The organism is Roseateles sp. GW821-FHT09H11 (assembly GCF_059415845.1).
Window position 1 is genome coordinate 388,556 of record NZ_JBWKOA010000001.1, and the last position, 24,630, is coordinate 413,185.

Annotated in this window: 13 protein-coding genes; 4 read left to right on the forward strand and 9 right to left on the reverse strand. The window is 71.5% G+C overall.

Annotated features, from left to right (window positions below; translation table 11 throughout):
- Position 1 precedes the first annotated feature (1 nt).
- The 3 genes from AC07PR_RS01640 (at position 2) to AC07PR_RS01650 (ending at position 3,217) form a co-directional block, all read left to right on the forward strand.
- Positions 2-1,213: an acetyltransferase domain-containing protein gene (locus AC07PR_RS01640; RefSeq protein WP_495134152.1), complete on the forward strand. Its 1,212-nt coding sequence runs from the start codon at positions 2-4 to the stop codon at positions 1,211-1,213.
- 190 nt (positions 1,214-1,403) lie between these two features.
- Complete coding sequence (locus AC07PR_RS01645; RefSeq protein WP_495134153.1) at positions 1,404-1,898, forward strand: helix-turn-helix domain-containing protein; 495 nt, start codon at positions 1,404-1,406, stop codon at positions 1,896-1,898.
- Entirely contained in the window at positions 1,895-3,217 is a 1,323-nt protein-coding gene (locus AC07PR_RS01650; RefSeq protein ID WP_495134154.1) for a M20 aminoacylase family protein, read from the forward strand. Before AC07PR_RS01645 ends, AC07PR_RS01650 begins: the two co-directional genes overlap by 4 nt.
- Before the next feature lie 13 nt (positions 3,218-3,230).
- On the opposite strand, the gene AC07PR_RS01655 is transcribed toward AC07PR_RS01650, so the two are convergent.
- Entirely contained in the window at positions 3,231-3,662 is a 432-nt protein-coding gene (locus AC07PR_RS01655) for an Hsp20/alpha crystallin family protein (protein ID WP_483106503.1), read from the reverse strand.
- 30 nt (positions 3,663-3,692) lie between these two features.
- Positions 3,693-4,145: an Hsp20/alpha crystallin family protein gene (locus tag AC07PR_RS01660; RefSeq protein WP_495134155.1), complete on the reverse strand. Its 453-nt coding sequence runs from the start codon at positions 4,143-4,145 to the stop codon at positions 3,693-3,695.
- Positions 4,146-5,074: 929 nt separating this feature from the next.
- Between AC07PR_RS01660 and AC07PR_RS01665 the strand changes: the two genes are divergently transcribed.
- The gene (locus tag AC07PR_RS01665; protein ID WP_495134156.1) at positions 5,075-6,043 is read left to right on the forward strand and encodes a hypothetical protein; all 969 of its coding nucleotides are present in this window, start codon (positions 5,075-5,077) and stop codon (positions 6,041-6,043) included.
- 91 nt (positions 6,044-6,134) lie between these two features.
- Here AC07PR_RS01665 and AC07PR_RS01670 read toward each other — a convergent pair whose 3' ends face one another.
- The 7 genes from AC07PR_RS01670 to AC07PR_RS01700 form a co-directional block, all read right to left on the reverse strand.
- Positions 6,135-10,406 (reverse strand): OmpA family protein, encoded by a 4,272-nt coding sequence (locus AC07PR_RS01670; RefSeq protein ID WP_495134157.1) that lies wholly within the window; start codon positions 10,404-10,406, stop codon positions 6,135-6,137.
- Between the two features lie 14 nt (positions 10,407-10,420).
- Positions 10,421-18,289, reverse strand: coding sequence for an SdrD B-like domain-containing protein (locus tag AC07PR_RS01675; RefSeq protein WP_495134158.1), 7,869 nt, complete (start codon positions 18,287-18,289; stop codon positions 10,421-10,423).
- Between the two features lie 323 nt (positions 18,290-18,612).
- Positions 18,613-19,341, reverse strand: a complete 729-nt coding sequence (aqpZ, locus tag AC07PR_RS01680) for an aquaporin Z (protein ID WP_495134159.1) — start codon at positions 19,339-19,341, stop codon at positions 18,613-18,615.
- Positions 19,342-19,442: 101 nt separating this feature from the next.
- Positions 19,443-21,395, reverse strand: coding sequence for a CHASE2 domain-containing protein (locus AC07PR_RS01685; RefSeq protein ID WP_495134160.1), 1,953 nt, complete (start codon positions 21,393-21,395; stop codon positions 19,443-19,445).
- Positions 21,395-23,044 (reverse strand): FecR family protein, encoded by a 1,650-nt coding sequence (locus AC07PR_RS01690; protein ID WP_495134161.1) that lies wholly within the window; start codon positions 23,042-23,044, stop codon positions 21,395-21,397. The genes AC07PR_RS01685 and AC07PR_RS01690 overlap by 1 nt, the downstream gene beginning before the upstream one ends.
- Positions 23,045-23,067: 23 nt before the next feature.
- The gene (locus tag AC07PR_RS01695; RefSeq protein ID WP_495134162.1) at positions 23,068-23,793 is read right to left on the reverse strand and encodes a response regulator transcription factor; all 726 of its coding nucleotides are present in this window, start codon (positions 23,791-23,793) and stop codon (positions 23,068-23,070) included.
- Positions 23,794-23,907: 114 nt separating this feature from the next.
- Positions 23,908-24,513, reverse strand: a complete 606-nt coding sequence (locus tag AC07PR_RS01700) for a TetR/AcrR family transcriptional regulator (protein WP_377154980.1) — start codon at positions 24,511-24,513, stop codon at positions 23,908-23,910.
- Positions 24,514-24,630: the final 117 nt, after the last annotated feature.

Consider the following 24,630-nt stretch of genomic DNA (forward strand, 5'->3'; position numbering starts at 1 on the left):
CATGTCCACTACCACCAGCCTGGGCGGCGCGCGGGCGCTGCCGCGGACCGCGGCGCCCGTCGGCGTCACGACGGCCCACGCCCGGCGCATCACCTCCATCGATGCGCTGCGCGGCTTCGTGATGATCATCATGCTGCTGGACCACGTGCGGGAGACGCTCTACCTGCATCTGCAGGTCACCGATCCGATGACCGTGCCGGGCACGCCGCCGGAGGTCTTCTTCTCGCGGCTGGCGGCGCATTTCTGCGCGCCGGTCTTCGTGTTCCTGACCGGGCTGTCCGCCTGGCTGTATGCGAATCCGCCCCAGGGCGCGCCGCGCGACGTGCGCAGCTACCTGGTCAAGCGCGGCCTGCTGCTGATCGGGCTGGAGCTGACGCTGGTGAACTTCGCCTGGAGCGGCACCTACCAGGTGCTCTACCTGCAGGTGATGTGGGCCATCGGCTTCAGCATGCTGGCGCTGGCGCTGCTCGCGGGCCTGCCGCGCTGGGCGCTCGCGGTGCTGGGGCTGGTGATCGTGGGCGGGCACAACGCGGTGGCGGGTCTTGCCGTCGCCCCCGACAGCGTCTGGTATCCGCTGTGGACGCTGATGCTGCATCGCGGCTGGCTGGTGGCCGAGGGTGTGGTGCGGGTCAAGCTCACCTATCCGGCGCTGCCCTGGGTGGGAGCGATCCTGCTGGGCTACGCCTTCGCGCCGATCTTTGCGGCGGCGGTGGACGCGGCGCGACGGCAGAAGGTGCTGATCGTCACCGGTGTCGTCTGCCTGGTGCTGCTGCTGGTGCTGCGCGGCTTCAACCTCTACGGCGAAAACGCGCCCTGGGTACACGGCGCGAGCACGGTGGAGACGGCGATGTCCTGGCTGAACTTCACCAAGTACCCGCCCTCGCTGGACTTCCTGCTGATGACGCTGGGCACGGGCCTGCTGCTGTTGGCCGCGCTGGAGTTCGCCGACAACGGCTTCACGCGGGTCTGCTCGACCTTCGGGGGCGCGCCGATGTTCTATTACCTCTTCCACCTCTACGTGCTGCTGGTGGGCTACCGCATCATGCTGGCGCTGGTGGGCCCCAACCAGGGCACGCGCTTCGGCGTGGACGCGGACGCCTTCTGGATCGTCTGGGTGGTGTGGCTGGTGATGCTGCCGCTGCTGTACTTCCCGGTGAAGGCCTTCGGCGCCTACAAGCGGCGCTCGACCCTGGGCTGGATCAAGTACTTCTGAAGCCGCCCAAGCCCCCGCACGGGCCCTGCCCATCGGCCTTGTCGTGCGGCGTCCGCCATCCCCTGCGCGGGATGGCCGGGACGGGCGACGGCATCTTCTGCGTCGGCGCGACGCGCTTTCGCAATTCGCTGCCGCCGCGGGCCTGCTGAACGACGCCAAGAGAATCGGACCGCTCCCTATGCTGCAAGCCATGCTTGACGCCTCGTCCCTCGCCACTGCGTCCGACAGCCTGTCGGCGTTGCCTGACTTGCCCCGTCCCCGGTCGTCGGCGGAGCGGCGCTCGCTGGCCCCGGTGCTCGATCACATCGACGCGCATCTGGCCGAATCGCTGCCGTTGGAGACGCTGGCCGCGCTGTGCGGGCTCAGCATCTGGCGCTTCGCGACGGTGTTCCGGGAGCGCGTGGGCGTGTCGCCGCATCGCTATGTGAGCGAGCGTCGCGTGCGTCGCGCGCAGGAGCTGCTCGGCCAGGGCGTGCCGCCCGCGCGCGCCGCGACCGAGGCCGGCTTCTACGACCAGAGCCACATGAACCGCCGTCTCAAGTGCCTGACCGGGCGATCGACGCAGGACGCCCGCAGGGGGAGAACGGCCGACGAGGCCCACGGTGCGTCCCCGGCCATCGTGGCGGCCGGGCTCGGTGGCCTTGAGGGACTCAGGGTTGGCACCCGCGCGGTGTCGCGCGCATGAACGACAGGATCGCCATGAACGTGGGCGCGCTGGACGGCTTCGCCGGCATCGACGATCTCCTCCCCGATCTGGTCCGGCTGCGGCGCGACCTGCATGCGCATCCGGAGCTGGCCTATCACGAACATCGCACCGCGGCCCTCGTCGCCGCCGAGTTGCGCGCGCTGGGGCTGGAGGTTCACGAGGGCATCGGCCAGACCGGTGTCGTCGGCGTGCTGCGCCGCGGCGAGGGCCGCGGCATCGGCCTGCGCGCCGACATGGACGCGCTGCCGATGGAGGAGCGCAGCGGCCTGCCGCATGCCAGCCGGACCGCCGGCGCCCATCACGGCTGCGGCCATGACGGGCACACGGCGATGCTGCTGGGCGCTGCGCGGCACCTGGCGCGCCCAGGCGCGCACGTCGGATCGTTCTCGGGCACGGTGAACTTCATCTTCCAGCCCGCCGAGGAGGGCCAGGGCGGCGCGCGGCGCATGGTCCAGGAGGGCCTGTTCGATCGATTCCCCTGCGATGCGGTCTATGCGCTGCACAACTGGCCGGACCTGCCGGCGGGTCAGGCGCGGACGCGACCGGGGCCGATCATGGCGGCCGCGGACCGATTCGACATCGTCGTCAAGGGCCGCGGCGGGCACGCGGCCATGCCGCATCGCACGCCCGACGCGATCCTCGCCGCGAGCCAGATCGTCGCGCAGCTCAACACGCTGGTGGCGCGCCGCATCGACCCCAACGAATCGGCGGTGCTGTCGGTGACGCGCATCGAAGGGGGACAGTCGCACAACGTGATACCGGCCGAGGTGAGCATCACCGGCACCGTGCGCAGCTTCGACGCCCACAGCCAGGACCTGCTCGAGGCCGCGCTGCGCGACAGCGTCGAAGGCCTGTGCCGCGCGGCGGGCTGCGAGGCCTCGATTCACTACGACCGCTACTACCCCGCGACGATCAACACGCCGGCCCAGGCCGCGCTCGCGCTGCGGGCGGCGTCGGCCGCCGGCCTGGCGGCGAGCGTCGCGGAGCGACCGGCGTTCACCTCCGAGGACTTCGCCTTCATGCTGCGCGAGCGACCCGGCGCCTACCTGTGGCTGGGCCAAGGCCCGCGGGGCGGCGTTCTGGCGCAGGCGGCGGTGGCGCCTCGAAGGGCGCCCTCCTCCAGCACGGGGGCCGAGGCCGACGCCGATCCCAACGCCAACGCCAACGACGTCGACGTCTATCGCCCACTGCATCACCCGTGCTACGACTTCAACGACCAGGTGCTGGCCAGCGGCGTGCGGTGGTTCGTCGCGGTCGTCGCTCTCGAGCTGGGTCACGACAAGCCCGAGCACTGCTGATGGGTCTGTCCCTTCAGGCCGTCGACACGGCGATGCGACGGGGTTGCGCATGCGCCTGCTTCGGGATGCGCAGCGTCAACACGCCGTCCTTCACCCCAGCCTCGATCCGAGCCATGTCGAGTTCGCGACTGAGGGTGAAGGCGCGACGATAACGAGGCACATTGACCTCCGCCCACACGCCGCGCATGCGCTCCGGGGCTGCGACGGCGACTTCGCCTTCGATCACCAGCGTCTCGCCGTCGAGCCGGACATCCAGGCCGTCGCGCGGAACGCCCGGCATGTCGGCCAGGAGCGTGATGCCCCCCGCGTCCTCGAAGATCTCAACGGCGGGTTCCGCGACCTCGCGGGACGTCGCCCGCTGTCTGGCCGCCGGCGAACTCGCATCGGACGAGGAGACTTGCGCGCGGTCGGACTCGGTGCGGGTGAGTTGGGTTTGAGCAGACATGGTGGTTCCTTCCGATGGTGATTCAAGCGTTCACTGGACGTTGATGCGCTGCGGCTGAGCCGCTTCGCGCAGCCCGACGCTGACGCGCAGCACGCCGTCGCGGTACTGCGCCTCGACGCTGCCGGTATCCGCCTCATCGGGCAGCGTCACCGCGCGGCTGAAGCGGCCATGCCAGCGTTCCGCGGCGTACATCTGCACCGAATCGGAGGAGCCGCGATCGGTCGGTTGGCGCTCTCCGGAAATCCGGAGAACGCCGCGCTCGACGGTCACGTCGATCGACTGGGCATCCAAGCCCGGCGCGAAGGCGAAGACCTCGATGGACCGTTCGCTGTGCCCGATGTTGATGGTCGGAAAGCTCCCGGCCATCGAGGAACGAATGCCGTCCGCAAGTCCGTCGGCCGACCGCGAACGCGAGAGCGCCTGTTGCAGTTGGGCAAGCTGCTCCAACAACCCCTGGGGACGGTGGAACACGGTGTCGAACATCAGAAACTCCTTTCCTTGGTCGATAAGTCGATGATGGAGGCCGACGCTGGCGCGTCGACTCGCGAGATCCCTTTGGTGAGTTGACGAAGGCGTGGACCGTCGATGGCCCACGAGGCAAGAGGCTCGTGGGCGGCCCGTGCAGCGGTCGACGGTCAGGGGTCAGCGTTCTGCGGGCGGGCGCCTGTTGGCGCTCCTCAATGCTGACGGGTCGCGCGCGAAACATGGGCGCGACGACGACTTCAGGCGACGCAGCGTCTCGCGTGCGATCAGATAGGCTTGAAGTTGCGACGGGCTCAGCGGGAGCCGAGGCCGTCGAGAGGCGCGCGCTTCTGGCGCGGGGGAGTTGTCGGGCAGCGGTTTGGCCATGATCCAGTCCTCATCCGAATCGATTGATGGCGGTTCGACACGGATTTAGGAACTCGGAGCGGCGAGTTCAAGGGTGAATCGATTAGGTAGAAACCCTGAATCCCTGCGAGGGCGATCGTTGGCCCGCGAATTGCGGTCTTTCGCGCGCGCGGCCAGCGAGGCCCCTTCTCCCTCCCCGGTTGACATTCCTTGGCTGCGATCGATGACAACGCTGACGAATTTTGTCAGTCCGGTTCGTCCGCCGGCGGGAACGTCGCCGCCTCGCGTGCATGACGCTTCACCTCATTCGAAAGGCATCCATGTCGTCCACTCCGAACGCCACGCCTGCGGTCCAGCGGCTCGCGCTCGCCCTCCTGGTGGCAGGTCTTGCCTCCTGCGGTGGAGGCGGATCGACGTCCTCGCCAGGCACCGATGCGACAACGCCACCGCTCGGAACCGCTCCTGCGCCCTCGCCTGCGCCTTCACCCTCTCCAGCGCCACCGCCCGCATCGCCGATCACGACGGCCCTGGGCGTTCCCAGCCGGATGCTGGGTGGCCTGGGCGCCGGCAATCCGATCGCGGAGATGACGAAGCAGCAGATCCGTCCGGACATCATCGACACCTACCTGGTCGGCGTCGGCGGCGGTTCCTGGCCCACCTGGAACAGCCCCGATGGCGCCTACGTCACGTATGTCTCGGCGAATGTCTCGGCCGCTGGCGCGGTGCCGATGTTCACGCTCTACCAGATGGCCTCCCGGGGTGAAGGCAACCTCGCCGCGATCAATGACGCGTCCTTCATGGCGAGCTACTGGGCCCAGGTCAAGCTGATGTACCAGAAGATCGGCGCGACCGGCCTGCCGACGCTGATCAACCTGGAGCCGGACTTCTGGGGTTTCGTGCTCACGGGCGCGCCGGGCGCCGATCCGGCGAAGCTGCCGGCGCGCGTGAGCCAGGTGGCGGAATGCGCGAGCCAGCCGGACAACGCCGTCGGCATGGCGGGATGCCTGCTGGCGCTCGGACGGACCTACGCGCCCAAGGCCAGGATCGGCTTCCCGCCGTCCTTCTGGGGCCGCGATGCCGCCACCGTCGGCGCCTTCATGCTGAAGCTGGGCGCGGACAAGGCCGACTTCGTCGTGGGCCAGACCAGCGACCGGGATGCCGGCTGCTTCGAGGTCTCTCCGCCGCCGGCCGAATGCGCCGGGCGTGGCAACGGCCCGTTCTACTGGGACGAGACCAACGCGGCGACGCCCAACTTCCATCAGGACCTCGCCCAATGGGCCGCGGTGCGAAGCGCGCTCGGCAACCTGCCCATCCTGTTCTGGCAGACGCCGATGGGCGTGCCCTCGTCGACGCCGGGTGGCACGCCGGGGCACTACCGGGACAACCACGTCCAGTACATGCTGACCCATGCGAGCGAGTACACGGCCAGCGGCGTGTTCGCGATCGTGTTCAGCGGCGGCGGCAGCGGCTCGGTCAACATCACGACCGATGGCGGCCAGTTCGCCCGCCTGTTCAAGGCCTACCTGGCCAATCCCGCACCGCTGCCACGCTGAGGCCCCCTCGCCTCACGCCGCCGCTGGCCCTCGGCAAGTCTGTGGAACCGGGCGGCCCGAGTCACGCCGCGCCGCCCCGCGCCAGGACCGCTCAGAACTTCCCCAGGATGTTCAGGAACACCCCGCGACTGCGATAACTCAGGTCGGTCAAGTCGTCCGAGAAGTCGGTGAAGTTGTAGCCCACGCCCACCTTGAGGTTCTCGTTCACGTGGTAGTAGCCGGCGGTGAGCAGGCCGGTCTTGCGCTCGCTCAGTTCGCCCGCGCGCAGCATGCGCAGTTCCAGCAGCCAGTCGTACTGCCGCACGACCTGCCAGTCCACGCGGGCAATCGCCAGCTGTGCGCTGCTCTTGAACCACGGCGCGCTGTCGTCCCGGCTGGGACGCAGCTCGCCGACGCGCCAGGCCAGCTTGCCGCCGATGGTCCAACGCGCGCTGAGGTCGTAGGTCGCATCCACCGCCGCCACCTGGCTGCGCTGCTGGTAGTCGATGCCGGTGGTGCTGATCGCCGTCTGCGTCACGTCGGTCGTGCTCACCTGCCCCGGCGACGACAGGTCGTACAGGTAGGTGTACTTGAGCAGCAGGTTGAGCTTGTCGTTGCTCACCGGCCGGAAGGCATACCCCAGCACCGCCTCGGTGTACTTTGCCGCGGCCAGCGTACCGGCCGCGCTGTCGCTGTCGGCCCAGTTGAGCTTGCCCAGCCAGCGGGCGTTCGGACCGTCCTGCACGCTGACCGAATTCTTCAGCAACCAGCTGCGGCGGGTGTCCGTGTTGCTGTGGTCGCGCCGGTACTCGACGCCGCCGGCGTACTTCAGGGACGCATCGACGAAGCCGACGCTGAACCCCGCGGCGTCGCGGTCGGTCTGTCCCGCGTTCTCGGCTTCCAGCCGGCCGGTTTCGGCGCTGACGCCAAAGGTCCAGCGATCGTCCGGCGCGTACTGCACACCGTAGGCATGCGTCAGGCCGCTCAGGGTGCCGGTGCTCTGCTTGTGCTCGGTATAGGCGCTCAGCCCGTCCGCCAGGCGCGACTTGATGCCCCCCACCAGCGTGCCGCCGCGCGCGTTCAGCGTCTCGTCGGTGCGACCGGTGTCCAGCGCATAGGTCACGTAGACGTTGGAGCGGTCGTCGTACTGGTAGTCGACCCCGGCCTTGCCGGCCGCGCCGCCGTCGCCCCCCGAGGCCTCGCCGCGCAGCGTCAGCTTGTCGTTGAGCCGGTAGCGCGCGCCCGCGCCCAGGCGGTCGTTGTCCTGCCGCGTGCCGGTGCGCTCCAGCGTCTTCTGACCGAAGCCGTAGACGCCCCAGCCCTGGCCGCTGTCGTAGTCGACCTGCGTGGCCGCATCCGACCGCTCGCCGGTGACCACGCCCGAGCCCGGCAGCAAGGGCGAGGTGTTGACCGTGTCGGTGGACTTGCGGTCGGCGCGCACGCCGGCGCTGACGGTCCAGTGCTCGTCGACGCGCGTGACCACCTGAACCTCGCCGGCATCGGTGTTGTAGCCGTTGAGCTCGTCCTTGTGGTCGCCCTTCAGGCGGACCTCGGTGCGCTCGCCCACCGGCGCGCTCACGGTGGCGCCGGCCTGCCGCGTCTCGTTGGACGCGACCTGCCCGGGCGCCGAGAAGCCGGCCTCCCGCAGCTGCGCATAGGCGCCGACATGGCCGCTCTTCGCGACGCCGAGGTCGACCAGATCCGCCTGTCCTTCCACGCGCCAGGCGTTCGCGCCGCGCGTGTCCCCGGCCAGCGTGTTCTGCGAGAACCCGAAGCCGCCGTCCAGCGACGTCGTCGTGCCGATGCCGGGACCGTCGCTGCGCGCGGCCTCGATCTTCAGCGTGGTGTTCTCGCTCTGGCGCAACAGCAGGTCGACGCCGCCCAGACGCTGGTCGCCACCGGTCTGGCGCTGCTTCGCCGCGGTGACGCCGACGCGCACGCCGTCGGTGACCCACCAGGCGGTGCGACCGCCCAGGGCCAGCGTGTCCAGATCGCCCGACAGCGGCGTGTACTCGTAGTCCACCACCAGGTAGGCCGGCTGGCCGCTGAGCCCGCCGGCGCGTACCAGCAGCCCGTTGTCGGCCAGGCTGGGCAGCGGCGAGGTCAGCAGCACGCGACCCTGCAGGTAGTCGACGTCGTAGTCGCTGCCCGGGATCAGCGCCCGACGCTGGAGGACGAAGCCGGAGTCGCGGTCGCGGATCTCCAGCCAGACCTTCTCGGCGCCGCGGCTCACGTCCTGGTGGCGCAGGTAGTACAGCGAGCCGCCGGTGCCGCGGAATTCCTCGCGCGCGGCCAGCGTGCCGGGTTCGGCCGCGTAGACGTCCAGGGTCACGCGCGCATCGCCGAAACGGGTCGCGTCCTCGCCGACGTAGTGGCCCTTCAGGCCGTACAACCCGCGGTTGACCTGCGCCAGCGTGTTGTCCGCGCCCAGGTTGAGCTTGAAGTTGCCCCACAGCGCCTGCGAGCGGCCGTCGTCCACGCGCAGGTACACGCGTCCCTGGGTGGGCGCGTCCTCGATGCTGGTGGAGTCGTCGCCGAAGGTGCCCCAGCTGTCCACCGGGTCCATCCGCCGGAACAGCGACGTCGGGTCCTTGCGATCCAGGTTGCGGAACAACTCGCCGAGCGGCCGCTCCTCGGTGTCCAGGCTGGCGGTCAAGGTCCAACGATCGTCCAGCATGCCCTTGCCGTAGAACGCCAGCCGGCCCTCGGTCCAGGTGTCGTTGTTGTAGCGGTTGCGCTCCTGCGTCACCAGCGCGGCCGGGCCGGCGGTGCGATCGCGGCCGACGGTCAGGTCCGCCTGGCCGACGAAGAAGAAATCGCGCCGCGGCAACTCGAAGTCCCGGCGATAGATGCGCTCGTGGCCATCGGTCCCGCGCACCGCGATCTCGCCGGTCTGCACGCGTCGCGGCACCAGCTGCTGCATCACGAACCGGCCTTGCGCATCCACCGGCACCGCGAATCCGAGCGCGCGCACCTGCTCTCCCGGCGCGATGCCCTCCCCGCTGGCCGTCACGGTGCCGCCCGCGATCGGGATGTTGGCGACGGCCAGCCGGCTCTCGCCGTAGCCGGCCAGCAGGCGCTGCGCCGCGTCGGGTTCGCGCTCGCCGGTCGGCGCATGGCGATCGGCCAGCGCGAGCGGGATGTCCTCGGTCTCGTCGAAGCGCCCCGCCCCGTCGTAGACCCGCACGCGCCAGTAGAGCTTGCGCCGCGCCAGCGGTCCTTGCGCCCACTCGGCGGGAACGGTCCACTGCGCGCGCAGCTCGCCATCCAGCGGCACGGTGGCCAGCAGCTGCGGGCGCATGTCGCCGTCGGTGCCGAACACCCTCAGCTCCGCGCGCATCAGATACGGCCGGTAGTTGCTGTAGCCGCTGAAGCGCACCGTGTCGCCCGGCACCGCGGTCGCGGGCCAGGCCGTGCCATTGAGGCGCCTGGGCTGCGACAGGTTGTCGTACTGCAGGCGCAAGTGGTCGCGCTCGAGCCGCACGTCGATGCAGCGCTGGCGGTCGGCACTGGCGCTGTCCGCGCCGACCACCGGCTGACCGTCGATGGTCAGGCGCAGCGCGGCGTCGTCGTTCGCGTAGGGCGTGAGCATGCCGCAAGCGGTCGGGTCCACGAGCTTGACGCTCGACGTCGTCTCCACCTGCGCCGGCGCGGTCTCGCGCCAGTACACGCGCACCTCGACGCGCCGGTTGGCGGACCAGTTGGCGCGGTCCTGCGGCGGCGAGGCCAGCGGCTCGTCCGGCCCGCGCGAGTCCGCCGCATAGGCGCTCGCCGGCAATCCCAGCTGCTGCGTCAGGTAGCGGCCGACCTGCTCCGCGCGGGCCAGGCCGAGCGCATGGTTGTCGGGGAAACGCGGACGCAGCTCGGGCTTGATGCGCTGCACGTCGGTGTGGCCGACGATCTCGAAGCGCAGGCCCTCGCGGCCGCGCACCTGCGCCACGATGGCGTCGAGCCTGGCCTTGTCCTCCGGCTTGAGCAGGTCCTCGCCGGAATCGAAATGCGGCGTGTGCGATTCCTCGCGCGGCCGCACGGCGCCGGGGACGCTGCGTGTTTGCTCCTCGAGCCGCTCCTGCAAGGCACGTGGATCGCCCAGGATCACGGTGAGCTTGGGCAGCTCGCGCTCGCCGGACGCGGGGAGATGGTCGCGACCGTCGATCTCGACGGCGCGACGGTCGGCCTGGCATCGGTCGCTGAAGCGGCCGCGCGCGTCGGCGCGGCAGCTGCCGTCGTCGCTGCTCGCGTCGGCGGCCGAGGCCGGCAGCCCGATGGCCAGGCAGGCGGCGGCCGCGGCGCTGGCGAGGGCCGCGCGGGGAAAGGTGGAGCGAGTCATGCGGGTGGCACAGATGAAGGTCGTGGACAAGGACGTGGACAGGGACGTGGTCATGGCGCGCCCCTGCATCAGCGGTTGAGCAAGGCCGGCACGCGCTCGACCTCGATGTCCAGGTTGAACAGCGCCCGGTCCTGCGACCGGCGCATCGACTTCCCGAGCTCGCGCCAGCGGTCGAGCAGCGCGGCCCGCATCGCGGCGACGCGGGCGTCGCCCAGCTCGCGCGCTTCGTCCGGCGCCGGCTGATAGGCCAGGCGCAGGATGGACGGACGCTCCACCAGGGCGGCGATGGTCTGGTCCAGGCGCGTCTCGTAGGCCGGCTGCAGCACGACCTGACCCTCGACGAAGGCGGCCGCCTTGAGGTCCAGGCGCACGACGCGGTGCACGGTCGCGCCGAAATTGACCTTCAGCGCCTTGCCGCGCGTGGCGCGCTCGGCGGCCGGGTTCTCGGTCGTCACGCGATAGCCCGAGGGCAGCGTGCGTTCGTCGACCTTGAGCACCAGGTTGCTGCCGGTCCCCTCCTTGGGCACCGCCGCGCAGGCGATGTGATAACGGCCGTCGGCGTCGGTGCTGACGAGCAGGCCGTTGACCGTGGCCACGCGCACGTTCGGGATGCCGGGCTCGCCCTCATCCTGGACGCCGTTGGCGTTGCGGTCGTCGTAGACCTTGCCGATCACGTCGGTGCAGTCGAACAGCGCGTCCGGCACGACACGGACCGAGGCGCTGGCCGTGTTGGACAACACCCGTCCAGCGATGCCCTGCGTGGCGACCACCGTGTTGACGTACTGGCCCTCGCCCACGCCGACGCCCACCGCCAGCACCATCGAGATGCGCTTGGTCTCGCCGCGCAGGAAGGTCTGGTCGGCCAGCGTCAGCTGCCGTCCGACGACGGTCGGCTTGACCGTCACCACCGGCCCCGCCGGCAGGGTCTGCACCGTCAGCGATCCGTCCAGGTACTTGAAGCCCGGCGGCAGCGTGTCCAGCAACGCGACGTTGCCGATGGGGCCGCTGCTGGCGTTGCGCGCGGTGATCACGTAAGGCACGGGCTCGCCCTTCTTCACGGTCAGCTTGGACGTGGTCTTGCGCAGCTCGATGGCCGTGCCGCTGCCCTCGCGGTCCAGCGGGATGTGGTTGTTGACCACCTGGCGCGCGGCGCCGCCCGACTGCCAGTTCAGGAAGTACGGGGCCGCCGGACCGGCCGCCGGCGACGCGGCCGCGCTGATGACGCAGGCCTCGCTGCCGCGGGTGATGGCGGTGCCCGGCGCGCTGCAGGTCAGCGCGTCGAGCGGACCGGCCGCCGCCGGATAGGTCACCGACGGCAGGTAGCCGGCCGGCGGCGTGACCGTGACGGCATAGGCGCCGGCCGGCGCGCCGGGCAGCAGGAAGAACTGGTACGCGCCGTCCGGACCGGTGGTCAGCGCGGCGTTGCCGCCGAGCAGCTGCGTGGCCGCATCGAACCCCGCGGGACCGAACAGCGTCACCACCGCGCCGGGGATGGGCTCGGCGCTCAGGCTGTCGTACACCACGCCGCCCGGATCGAGCGGCAGGTCCTGGTTGACCACCGCGGCGCCCGCGGTCACGGTCAGCGGGATCCAGCCGCGTGGCGCCATGCCGGAGACGGTCGGGAACGCGCCACCCGCGCCGTTCAGCGTCGGATCGGTGGGCCACGTGCCGCCGACGAGCCGGCCTTGCGCGTCGCGGAAGCGCACCTGGTACGAGCCGGGCACGACGTTGTCGAATCGATAAGCGCCGTCGGCCGCGGTGGTGCGGGTGTCGAGCACCAGCGCGCCGCTGTTGGCACACGTGGTGCCGCCGTCGGCGCAGGCCACCAGTTCCACGGTCCATCCGGCCACGGCGGGTTCGCCGCCGTCGGCCTGACGGTCGTGATCGGTGTCGCGCCAGACCCGGCCGCTGACCGCCGCGGGCGCGGTGGAGCGCTCGAAGAAGTCGTAGGCCGTGCCCTGGGCCGCCACGGCGGGCAGCCTGACCTGGAGCTGGCGCGCGGCCGGCACGCTGCCGCCCAGCGAGCCGGGCGTCTCGCCGGCGTGGGTGGAGCTGGGCACCGGCGACTGCACGATCGTGTAGCCCGCGCCGTTGTCCAGCGGCAGATCGGCGAAGCGGTAGCTGCCGCCGCGCGCCGTCACCGCGGTGCGGCTCACCGCCTGCCCGGTGGCGTCGGTGCCGGCCAGCGTCACCGTCACGCCCGCCAGCGGCAGATCGCCGGCGTCACGCCTGCCGTTGCCGTTGGCGTCGTTGAAGACGCTGCCCGCGATCGAGGCGCCCTGCTCGCCGAAGTCGTAGCCGTCGCCGGCGCCTCCGGTGTAGACCAGGCCGCCGATGCGGTCGTAGCCGCTCGCCACGCCGGTGGTCGCGCCGCCCAGGCGGCCGATCGTCTCGCCGCCGTCGGCGTAGGTGACCGGTTGCGTTTCGGCGATCACGTAGCCGGCGGCGTCCGAGGGCAGCACGCCGTCGAAGAGGTACTGGCCGTCCGCGCCAGTGACCGCGGCGATGCTGACGGGCAGCCCGCCCGCGCTGGTGCCGGTGAGCGTCAGCGCGACGCCCGCGATCGGCGGCTCGCCCGCGTCGCGTCGGCCGTTGCCGTTGCTGTCGGCGTAGACGTGGCCGGTGATCTGGCCGCCGCGCTCGCCGAAATCGTAGTCCGTGCCGGCCTCTTCCGAGGCCAGCGCGATGCCGCCGAACCGGTCGTTCACGCCGCCCGGGTTGGCCGCGCCGCGCGGGCTGCCGCTCACGCCGCCCAGGTGCTCGGGACCGTCGCCGGTGCCGGCGGGCTGGGCCTCGTCGATCTGGTATTTGCCGGGCAGCAGGCCGGTGGCCGCATAGCCGCCGTCGGCCGCGGTGGTCAGCGCGACGGAGACCGCGCGTCCCAGGAAGTCCGTGCCGGTCACGGTGACCGTGACGCCGGGCATCGGCGGCTCGCCCGCATCACGCTGGCCGTTGGCCGGTGCGATGTCGGCATAGACGTGCCCGGCCAGCGAGGCCGCGCGCACCGACGCGAAGTTGTTGCCGCTCGAGCTCGAGCCCGGAGCGCCGAGGCGGATGTTCTGCACCACCGGCGCGGTGGAGCCGTTCGGACCCACGCTGACGCCCGCGCCGACGGTGGGCACGCTGCCCGCGGTCGATCCGGCGCCCGTCACCGTGCCCGCCCGCGTCAGGCCGGGCAGATAACCCGTCGGACGCGTCTCGCTCACCGTGTAGGTACCGGGCGCGATGTTGTTGAAGACGTAGTCGCCGCTCGCGTCGGTGGTCGTCGTCGCGGAGACCGGACTGCCGTTCGCGTCGGTGCCGCTCAGCGTGATGCTCACGCCCGGGATGCCGGGCTCGGTGGCCGTCGCGCCCTGGCTGCCGTCGCCATCGCGGTCGTAGAAGCTGCGGCCTCGGATCTGGCTGCTGGTGAGCTCGCCGAAGAGATAGTCGCCCAGTGCGGCGGGTGTGCCGCTGAGCGGGATGAGCACGCCCTGGACGACGTTGCCGCCCGGCTGCGCCGTGCCGGCGTTGCCGTTCGGGTTGGCCTTGCCCGGCGCGTAGGTCGACGGCTGCGTCTCGGTGATCGTGTAGCCGCCGGCCGCCGAGGGCGGCACGTTGAGGAACTCGTAGCGGCCCGGCTGGCCGGCGACCGGCGTGGCGACGATGTCCACCGGCGTGCCGGTGGCGGACGTGCCGGTCAGGTGCAGCGTCACGCCGGTGATGCCGGCGTCGCCCGTGGCGGGCACGCCGTCGTTGTCGGCGTCCTCGAAGACGCGCACGCTGACGCGCGTCAGGCGCTCGCCGAAGTTGTTGCCGGTCGCGGCGGTGTTGCTGCCCAGCGTGATGCCGCCGATGCGGTCGTTGACGGTGGTGCTGCCGCCGGCCGTGCCGGCCGTTTCGCCGCCATCGGCGAAGCCGTCGGGCTGCGTCGGCTCGACCACCGTGTAGCCGCCCGGCAGCAGGTTGGCGAAGCCGTAGCTGCCGTCGGCCGCGGTGGTCGTGCTGGTGTTGACGGCGTTGCCCTGCAGGTCGGTGCCGATGAGCTGCAGCGTCACGCCCGCGATGCCGGGCTCGCCCGCGGTGTAGGCCCCGTCGTAGTCGGCGTCCTGGTAGACGCGGCCCGCCAGCGACGCGGCATGCACTTCGCCGAAGAGGTTGCCCGTCGAGCTGCCGCCCGCGCCCAGCACGATGGTCTGGATCACGTTGGCGTTCGAGCCGTTGGGGCCGCTGACCACCCCTGCCCCGCCCGCCGGCACGTTGCCGGCGGTGCTGCCGACGCCGCTGGCATTGCCGGCGCGCGTGATGCCCGGCAGGTAGCTGGCGGGCTGCGCCTCGGTGACGGTGTAGGCACCCGCGGGAACGGAGAAGCTCCAGTTGCCGTTCGAGTCGGTCGTGGTCGTGCGCGTGACCGGATTGCCCAGGCTGTCGGTGCCGCCGAGCGTCAGCGTCACGCCGGCGATGCCGGGCTCGCCCGCGTCGGCCTGGCCGTTGCCGTTGGCATCTTCATAGACGCGGCCCGACAGCGTCGAGGTCTGCACGGTGATCGTGCCGCTGGCGAAGTTGTTGCCGGCCGCCGGGTCGGCGCCGCCGTTGGTGTCGCCGGAGCCGACCGTCACGATGGAGACGGTGTTGGTCAGCACCGTGCCGTTGGCCGGGTTGCCGGTCAGCTGCACCGGGATGCGCAGCGTGGCCGCACCGCCCGAGGGCATGCTGGCGATGGCGCAGGTCGTGCCCGTGCCGCCGGCCGTGCCGGTGCAGGTCGGCGCGGCGGGCGTGAAGGTCCCGGCGGTCACCGTCAACGCCGGCGTGCCGGCCAGTTGAAGTCCCGCGGGCAGCGTGTCGCCGATGCTGGTGATCTCGGCCGCCTGCGGGCCGTTGTTGCGCACGTGGATCAGCCAGTCGAAGGCCTGGCCCTGCGCGATGGCGCTCAGCGGCGTGGTGGTGCCGGCGATCACGGCCGCCTTGTCGACGGCCTGCACGTCGGCCTTGTAGCGGAAGGTGGTCGGCTCCGAGACGCTGTTGTTGGCCTGCGGATCGAAGGCGTCCTGCGCCGCGCTGGCGAAGCGCACCGAGGCGGCATTCGAAAAGGTGCCCTTGTCGGCGCCCTGCAGGCGCACGCGGACCTGGACCGAGTTGCTTTCGCCGGTGGACCCGCCGCCGGTGCCGCCCAGGCTGGCGATGGTGCAGCCGATGCTGCCGCCGGCCGCGCCGACGGTGACCCCCGAGGTGTTGCAGCTCACGCCCGCGGGCAGCGGCGTCACCAGGGCCACGAAGGTCGGTGCCCCCGCCGTCGACGGCAGGGTGTCGGTCAGGACCACGTTCTCGGCGGTCGACGCGCCGTTGTTGGTGACGGTGATGGTGTAGGTGACGTTGTCGCCGACGCTGACCGGGTCCACGTCGTCGGTCTTGTTGACGATCAGGTCGTAGGACGGCGCGATCACCGTGGTGCTCTGCGTCGCGGTGTTGTTGGCGGCGCCGCCGGCGATCTCGGGCGTGGACGTCGACACGGTCACCGTGTTGGTGATGGCGCCGCTGCCGCCCAGGGCCGCGGCCAGCGCGGCGGTGGCGCGCACCCGCACGGTCACCGTCTGCTGCGAGCCGCGCGCGATGGCACTCCAGCCGCAGATCAGCGTGTCGTTGCCGGGGCCGGTGGTGGTGCCGGCCACGGGCGTGGTCGTGCAGCTGCCGCCGCCGTTGGCCGTGGCCGACAGGTACACCAGGCCGGCCGGCAGGCTGTCGTCGATGCCGACGTTGAAGGCGCGGCTGCCGCTGGTGGCGGCCGGATTGCTGGCGGTGATCGTGTAGGTCAGCAGCTGGCCGGCGGACACCGGATCGGGGTTGTCGGTCTTGCTGACCGCCACGTCGGCGCGGGCGATGAAGTAGGCCGTCGCGGGCGTGTTGTTGTTGGCGTTGTTGTTGGCGAGGTCGGGATCGGCCTCGTTCTGGGCCAGCGCGAACGCCGTGTTGGTCGCGGTGAACTGGTTGTCCAAGGCGGTGCCGTCGCCGAAGTGGCGCACCGTGATCTGGAACCGCGGGCAGTCGACGCCGGCGGTGCAGACCGGGAGGCTCGCGATCGTGCAGTTGCTCAGCGACACCGCCGAGGCCGACGGCGCGAGGCTGCAGCTGCCCAGCGTGGCGCTGCCGGCCACCGTGGCCAGCGCATACTGGCTCGCGTTGGCGTTGAAGACGTTGTTGACGGTGTCGGTGACCGCGACGCCGGTCGCGGTCTGCGGACCGGCGTTGACGACCTCGATCTCCCAGGTGATCGGGGAGCCGGCCTCCTGGCGGTTGCCCGCGGCGTCGCCCAGCCCGACCACGCGCTTGAGCACCGACACGTCGGCCTGCGCGGCATTGGTCTGCGGGTTCACGCCGACGCTGGCGCAGTCGTTGGCGGACACGTTGTCCGCCGGCGCGTTGGCCGAGCCCACGCAGACCTGGTTGGTCAGCGTGCCGCCCGCGGCCGTGGCCTGCGCGTTGATGGTGACGTTCGAGGTCGTGGCGTTGACCGCCAGCGCCACGTTGGCGCTGGTGCAGGTGATGGTCACCGGGCCGGCCTGCGGGAAGCTGCCGCCGCCCGAGGACAGGCAGGTGAAGCCCGCCGGCGCCGCGATGCTGTTGACCCGCAGGTTGGCCGGCACCGTGTCGGTCAGCGTGATGGTGCCGCTGGTCGGGATCGCGCTCGGGCCGAGGTTGGTCGTCGAGATCGTGTAGTTGAACGCCTGGTTCACCGGCACAGCGGCCTGCGGCCAGCTCTTGGCCTTGTTGGCGCGCAGGTCCGCGGCGGGGTCGATCACCGTCGTGTTCACCGAGCCGTTGACCGGCGCCACGCCGGTGGCGCTGGCCGTGGCGGTGTTGACGATGCCCACGCCGCTGGTCAGCGCCTGCATCGGCGCGCTGATGGTGCCCAGCGAGACGTTGCTGCCCGCGCTGCCGGTGCCGCCGCGGGTGCAGCTCAGCGTTCCGCCCGCGGAGGGACAGGTGCTGGACGCGGTGCAGGTCCAGCCGCCGCTGCTGAAGGTCGCGGGTGCGACGGCGCAGAAGTTGGCGGGCAGGTTGTCCGTCAGTTGCGCGCCGGACGGGAAGTCCCCGCTGTAGCGCACGTTGAACTGGAAGTTGAAGGCCTGTCCGGTCTGGACGGGGTCCGCGACGGACTTGGTCTTCGTCACCGACAGGCTGCTGCCCGCCGTGACCGCGGTATTGGCGTTGGCGATGTTGTTGCTGGTGTCGCCGTCGGCGACGCCTCCGCCATTGGTGACGTCCGCCGAGTGCGTCAGCGTGGAGTTGCCGCCCACGCCGATCACGCCGGTGACGGTGACGCTGGTGCTGCCGCCGTTGGCGATCGCGCCCAGGCTGCAGGTGAGCGTGTTGCCCGACAGCGAGCAGCCGCCCGGTGTCGCGCTCAAGGCGAAGCCCGGCGGCACGTTGTAGGTCAGCGTCGAGGACGGCGAGGCGTCGGGCCCCGCGTTCGACACCGTGAGTTGCACGTTCTGCGTGCTGCCGGCCGCCACCGACGCCGGTGCGTTGATCGACAGGGCCAGATCCGCGCCGGTGTTGACCGTGGTCGTCTCGCTCTGCGAGGAGCCGCCGACGACGGTGGCCGTGACCGTCATCGTGCCGGCCGCGGTCGACCGCACGCGCATCGGCAGATGCGTCACGTCCAGCGACGGCACGTTGATCCCGGTGCAGGTCACCGTGCCGGGTCCCGCCTGGCCGACCGCCATGCCGCCGCAACTCACGCCCGCCGGCAGGGTGCCCGTGCCGGCGAAGCGCCCGTTGGCCGGCACGGCGACGTTCACCGTCACGCCGCTGCGGGCCACGCCCAGGGCGTCGCCGATGCCGATGTCGTAGGTCACGACGCCACCCGCCGCGACCGGATCGGGCGTGTCCGGCATGCCGGTCACCACCAGCTGCGCCTGGGCGGCACCGGCCAGGCCGAGGCCCAGGCCGACAAGCACGGCGGCTCGTCGGAAGGCGGCCCGGCAACGGGCGAGAGGATTCAACACGCGGGCAGACGTCATCGTTGTTTTACGGGCGGCGCGGGCCGGTCCGTGCTGAGACTGAAAGTCGGAGGAGAGATCCGCGCGAACCCGGGCCTGGCGGCCGTGGTCGGCGGATCGGTGGTCGATCGGTGGTGGTGGCGTCACGCAACGGGTGCGTCGTCGCGAGCGGACGGACTGTCGCGGGCGGACCGCGACAAGTCCTCACGAGCGCATCACGCTGGCCTAACGGGTGCAAATGCACCCAGCTGTGCGCGCGCTCGTGCCGGCGCGACGCTGCGTCAATGCGGCGTCGGCGCGGGAGGATGGGCGGGCCGCGGGTCCTGCCCGGCGAACAGGATCCGGCCGAGCAACGCGCCGCCCACGGCACCGACGATCGGCGCCAGCCAGAACAGCCACAGCTGGCCGAGCGCCCAGTCGCCGGAGAACAGGGCCACGCCGGTGCTGCGCGCCGGATTCACCGAGGTGTTGGTGACGGGAATGCTGATCAGGTGGATGAGCGTGAGCGCCATGCCGATCGCCAGCGGCGCGAAGCCGGCCGCGGCCTGGCGCGACGTCGCCCCCAGGATGACCAGCAGGAAGCCGGCCGTGAGCACGGCCTCCGTCAGCGCGGCCGCCGCCATCGAGTAGCCCCCCGGCGAATGCGCGCCGTAGCCGTTGGCCGCGAAGCCCCCGGCGGCCAGGTCGACACCGGGCTTGCCGCTGGCGATCACGGCCAGCACCGCCGCCGCGACCACCGCCCCCAGCACCTGCACGCCGACGTAGGGCAGCACGGCGCGTGCCTCGAAACGCCCCGCCACGCACAGTCCGACGGTCACCGCCGGATTGAAGTGGCCCCCGGAGACCGGCCCGACCGCATGCGCCATCGTCAGCACCGTGAGGCCGAAGGCCAGCGAGACGCCGAGCAGTCCGATGCCCCATTCCGGATAGGTGGCCGACAGCACGGCACTGCCGCAACCGCCCAGAACGAGCCAGAACGTGCCGATGAATTCAGCGATGAGCGCTTTCAATGCCTTCTCCCAATTCGTGCCGCAGGAACAGCGGCGGGCGGACTGTAGGAAGGCACGGCGAGGGGCACCAGCGCCGCTGACGATTGTTGACGTTTGAAGCGTCAGTCCGCGGCGCGCGGCAACTCGATGAAGAACACGTTCCCGTCGTCGTCGGGGCGCCAGCCGGCGTCGCCGCCATGCCGGCGAGCCACCGACCGGACGATGGCCAGGCCCAGGCCCGCGCCCGAGGCCGATGGCGCGCGACCTTCGGGCGCACGCGTGAAACGGTCGAACAGCGTCGCCGCCAAGGCGGGCGCCAGCGGTTGGCCCTGGCTGCGGACGTCGATGCGCCAGCCCGCGCCGATCGCGTGCAGGTCACAGCGCACGGTGCCGGCCTCGCGGCCGTACTTCAAGGCGTTGTCGAGCAGATTGCCGACGGCGCGCACGAGCAGGGCCGCATCGCCGTCGCAAAGGGCGTCGTCGGCCGGCGCCTCGCTCTCGATCGAGATCCCGCGCTGCCGTGCGTCGGACCAGGCACCGTCCATGGCCTCGACGATCACGTCGCGCAGATCGAGCGGCGTGGTCCGCAGCGCCTCCGGCGCCTCCGCCCGGGCCAGATCGACGAAGCCCTCGGCCAGCGCCAGCGCCCGACGGGTCTGGGCCTCGATCGCCGCGAGCGTGCGCGCGTCCGCCACCGGCCCGGCCATCTCGATCAGCGCGAGCGTCGCGGACAGCGGCGCGCGCAGATCATGGGAGAGGAAATCCACCGCTTGCCGGCGCTGGACTTCCAGTTGACGAAGCCGGCTCGCCGCCGCCGTCAAGGCGGCCATGCGCCGCTCCATCGGGTCCCCGCCCGACGACGCGGTGGCGGCCCCGTCGCGCGGCGGCAGGCGCTCCCGGACGCGATGGAACTCGCGCTCCAGGTAGGCCATCGCGGTCTCCAGCCGTTGCCAGCTCCACAGCGGAATCACCAAGGCCACGCCGATCAGCGCCGCCGACGGCGCCCACAACACGCCGGCCAGGTGATGCAAGGCCCAGGCGAGCGCCACGATCGCCGGCATCAGGCCCAGCGTCACGCCGAGCCCCACGCGCGGCCGTGTCCGCCGCAGCACCGCCAGCGCCAGCAGCAGCGGCGCCACCGCCAGCACGGCGCCCTGCCACCGCGTCGGCACGCGCAGCGAGCGGCCGTCGCGCAGCGCGATCAAGGCCTGCGCGGAGATCTCCACGCCCGGCATGAGCGCCTCGTTGCGCGACACCGGCGTGGGATAGGCGTCGGTCAGGCCCGCCGCCGTGGCGCCGACCAGCACGATCGCGTCCTTGAAGGTCGCCGCGGGCACCCTGCCCTGCAGCACGTCGATGTAGGACACGCGCCGGACGCTGCCGGGCGGCCCGGAGAACGGGATGACGAATCGCGCCGCCCGGCGCCAGCGGCCGTTGTCCGCGCGTGCCGAGGGATCCGGGATCGGCTCGAGGACCTCCTGCGAAGGACGTGCCTGCTTGAGCAGGGCCACGGCGAAATGGTCCCAGGTCACGTCGCCGAAGCCCTCCCGGAGGAACAACGCGCGCACGGCGCCGTCGGCGTCGCGGTCGACATGCAGCTGCCCCAGTCCGGCGGCCGCGGCGGCCAGCGCGGGCACCGGCAGCGACACCACGCCGGCATGCGTCTCGGCCGGCGCGAAGTGCAGCGGCAGCACGATCCGCCCGTGGCGCCGCATGGCGGCGGCGAGTGCTTCATCGTGCGCCGGGTCCGGCTCGGCGAGGATCAGGTCCAGCCCGACCGCGCGGCTCCCCGACTCCGTCAGCACGTCCAGCAGCCGCGCATGGACGTCGCGGGACCAGGGCCAGCGCCCGAGCGCCGCCAGGCTGGCGTCGTCCACGGCGACGATGACGACGTCGTCCGGGATCGGTCGCGGGGAGTAGTGCAGGAAGGCGTCCGTGATGAGGGCGTCCAGCCGCCCCAGCCCGCCCGAGACACCCAAGGCGCCGGCACCGGCCACGATGCCCAGGAAGAGCGCCCACCCCAGGGCATGGAGCCGGCGCCGGAAGTTCCCGTCGGCGATCCAGCCGGTCCGCATCAGCGCTCAACGCGCACGCCGCCGCCGCCGCCTTCGACCGCCGCGCCGTCCTCGGTGCACAGGCCGGCATCGCCGCTGATCAGCCGCGGCGCGCCGAAGTCCGATCGGCGCCCCAGCGCGTCGATCGCCTGCAGTCGCACGGCCAGCGTGCGGCACCCCGTGGGCAGCGTCAGGCGGGCTTCCGGCACGTCGACGTCGACGTCGGACAGGACCTGCTCGAACGCGGCATCCGCCGCCACCTGGACCCGGTAGCGGCTGCCCGCCGCGCCGGCCCAATGGAGACGGTCGCCCTGCAGGGACAGGTCGTCGCCCGCGGGCGCCACCGGCAGCGGACGGATCTCCAGACGGCTCCGATCGCTGAACGGCCCGCGCTCGAGACGGCCGTCCGGCTCGGGCGCCAGCGAGGCGACGCGCCAATACAGCGTCCCCACCGGCACCGGGCCGAGCGTGAACGCGCAGGCGTCCGGCGGGACTTGCTGCTCCGCCAGCAGGCGCTCGAAGCCGGGCTCCTCCGCGACCTGGAACAGGTAGCCCTGAGCGCCGGGCACTTCCGTGCAGCGGAACACCACCGGCGCGGGCGGCACGACCTGACCCTCGGACGGCGCGCGCGCGATCGGCGCGTGCGGCAGCGTCTTGACGCGCACCCGCGACGCGGTTTCGCGGCCGAACAGGCCGTCCGCGTCCAGCAGACGGCCGCGGATCCGGTAGTGGCCGTCCGGCAGCGCCGGGACCGTCAACGGCGGCCTGCCTTGCAGCGTCGCGACCACCCGGGTGAAATCGTCGTCCTCCGCGATCTCGACGCGCACCTGCTGTCCGTCGCGCAAGTCGCCCATCGGCAGCACGCCGGGCAACTTCTCCAATCGGAGTTCCTCCGTCCAGGGCGGCGCGGGCGGCAGTGGCCGCAACGCCAGCGCCCGGCCGGGACGCACGACGGCGCCCTGCCCGATCGAGACCTCGGCTTGCGCGGCGCCCGGCGGGGCCGCACCGACCGAACCGACCGCAGCGACCGCAGCGACCGCGACCAGGCCCTCGATCACGTCGGTGGCGGTGAGCGCGCCGTCCGCCGCCATGGTCACGCCGAAACGCGTGCCGCGCACGCCCGCGGTCGCCAGCGGCGTCTTGACCCGGAAGCGCGAGCCCGGCGTCTGAGGGGACACCCGCAAGTCGATCCGGCCACGATCCAGCTGGATCAGGGTATTGCGCGTCTCGCGCGGCAGATCGCGCAGGCGGACCAGGCGGGCCGTGGAGTCGGACTGCAGTTGCAGCAACGAGCCGTCGGCCAGCGTCACGCTGATGAATCCCTGCGACGGCACCGTCAGCGTCGCGGCCTCCTCGATGCGATCGCCGATGCGCAGCGCCGTGCCGTCGGCGAGCACGCCGCCCCGGACATAGGCGACCGTGGCTTGGCTGGCCTGGCCCTTCATCAACGCCAGCGGCAGCAGCAGTCGTTGTCCAGGCTGCAGCTTCGACGGACGCGCGAGGCGATTGAGCCGCGCGACCTCGGGCCAGCGGGCGGGGTCTTCCAGTTGCTCCTGCGCGATGCGGTACAGCGATTCGCCCGGTCGCACCACATGCGCCACGGTGTCCCCGGCCTGCGCGTGCACGGCCACCGCGCCCGCCGTCAGCAGCGCGGCCATCAACACGGTCACCACCGCATTCGTCGGCGCGCGCCTCATTCGGCGGCCTCGCGCGACGGCGCCTGCGTGTCCTGCCGCTCCTGGGCCTCCAGCGCTTCGAGCCGGTAGCCGTGTCCATACACGGCGCTCAGCCGATACCCGTGTTCCGGGCGAAGACCCAGCTTCAACCGGATCGCGGAGATGTGGGTGTCCAGGGTGCGCGTCGGCACCTCGTCGTCCCGTCCCCAGACGGCCTGCATCAGGTAGTTCCGCGACAGCACCCGCCCGATCTGGCGGAACAGGCAGACGCACAGGTCGAACTCGCGCGGCTTGAGCTCGATCGGCTCGCCGTCCCTGGACCAGGCGCGGGTCGACACGTTCCACTCGTAGGGCCCGTGGCGTTGCAGGGTGGCCTGCTCCGGATAGGCGCGGCGGAGCAAGGCCAGCAGCCGCGCCTTCAACTCGGCACCGCGCACCGGCTTGACGACGTAGTCGTCGGCGCCCTTGGTCAGGCCCTGCACCACGTCGCGCTCGCCGTCGCGATGGGTCACCATCACGATCGGCATGGCGGCCCCCTCGGCGCGCAAGGTCTGCACGATGTCGACGCCGGAGAGGTCCGGCAGCTCCCAGTCCACGAGCAGCAGGTCGAAGGTGCTGCGTCGCATGGCTTGCAACAAGCCCTGGCCATCGGTGAATCGGTGGCTCACATGCCCCATGGTTTCCACAGTTCGCGAGAGCAGCTCCAGCTGATGGAGGTCATCGTCCACAACCGCGATTTGCATGAGTGCCATCCCCTAAACCTGCTAGTGGCGGCGGATTGTGCACAAGAACGTGGGAGTGGCAGCCCGATTGGGCGATTCACGAACAGCACGGTGCGCGCGGCGGACGCACCGACTTCAACTGAAGAGGCCGACGCTCCGGTAGGTGTCGATGATCCGATCGAAGGCACCGACGTCCTTGCGTCCGCGTGCGATCAATTGCGCGCCTTCGATGGCGGCAAAGATGGCCACCGCGCGCTGTTCCAGCTCGGCGGGCGGCGCCTTGCGGTGGCGCGGCCTCAGCGTGGCGGCGAGCCACTCCGCATTGATCTGCGCAAAGCGGTCCACCTCCGTGCGGGCCTGCGCGGGCAGATCGTCGTACTCGGCGGTCATGATCCCGCACAGGCACATGCGGTTGTCGTTCTCCAGCGCCACGCGGAAGGCCCCTGCGTAAGCGCGCATCAGATCGTCATGCGGCATGCCGCTGGCGCCGAGCTCGCCGAGGAAGGCCTCCGCCTCGTCCGCGTAGCGGCCGGCGAGTGCCGCGGCCAGGTCGCCCTTGGTGGGGAAGTAGTAATGGACGCTGGCGCTCTTGATGCCGACCTCCTTGGCCAGTTCCCGGAAGCTCAGCGCGTTGTAGCCGTGGGCCTGCACCGCCAAGCGGGCCGCGGCCAGGAGTTCCTCCCGGGTATCCGTCTTGGCGGCACCTGCGTCCGCCGCTTGCGTGTGGCTCTTCGAGGACATCGGCGCCCTTTCACAGTTGAATCTATCTATCGATAGATTAGTTTGACACAAAGTCAGGCGAGCCCTTAGAGTCCGCTCCCATGCTCATCTATCTATCGATAGATAGGCATCTCGACC

What these genes read in the sequence shown, in the direction of transcription:
- AC07PR_RS01640 (WP_495134152.1), top strand. Translation starts at nt 2, where the DNA reads ATGTCCACTACCACCAGCCTGGGCGGCGCGCGGGCGCTGCCGCGGACC.
- AC07PR_RS01645 (WP_495134153.1), top strand. Translation starts at nt 1,404, where the DNA reads ATGCTTGACGCCTCGTCCCTCGCCACTGCGTCCGACAGCCTGTCGGCG.
- AC07PR_RS01650 (WP_495134154.1), top strand. Translation starts at nt 1,895, where the DNA reads ATGAACGACAGGATCGCCATGAACGTGGGCGCGCTGGACGGCTTCGCC.
- AC07PR_RS01655 (WP_483106503.1), bottom strand. Translation starts at nt 3,662, where the DNA reads ATGTCTGCTCAAACCCAACTCACCCGCACCGAGTCCGACCGCGCGCAA.
- AC07PR_RS01660 (WP_495134155.1), bottom strand. Translation starts at nt 4,145, where the DNA reads ATGTTCGACACCGTGTTCCACCGTCCCCAGGGGTTGTTGGAGCAGCTT.
- AC07PR_RS01665 (WP_495134156.1), top strand. Translation starts at nt 5,075, where the DNA reads ATGACGAAGCAGCAGATCCGTCCGGACATCATCGACACCTACCTGGTC.
- AC07PR_RS01670 (WP_495134157.1), bottom strand. Translation starts at nt 10,406, where the DNA reads ATGACCACGTCCCTGTCCACGTCCTTGTCCACGACCTTCATCTGTGCC.
- AC07PR_RS01685 (WP_495134160.1), bottom strand. Translation starts at nt 21,395, where the DNA reads ATGCGGACCGGCTGGATCGCCGACGGGAACTTCCGGCGCCGGCTCCAT.
- AC07PR_RS01695 (WP_495134162.1), bottom strand. Translation starts at nt 23,793, where the DNA reads ATGCAAATCGCGGTTGTGGACGATGACCTCCATCAGCTGGAGCTGCTC.
- AC07PR_RS01700 (WP_377154980.1), bottom strand. Translation starts at nt 24,513, where the DNA reads ATGTCCTCGAAGAGCCACACGCAAGCGGCGGACGCAGGTGCCGCCAAG.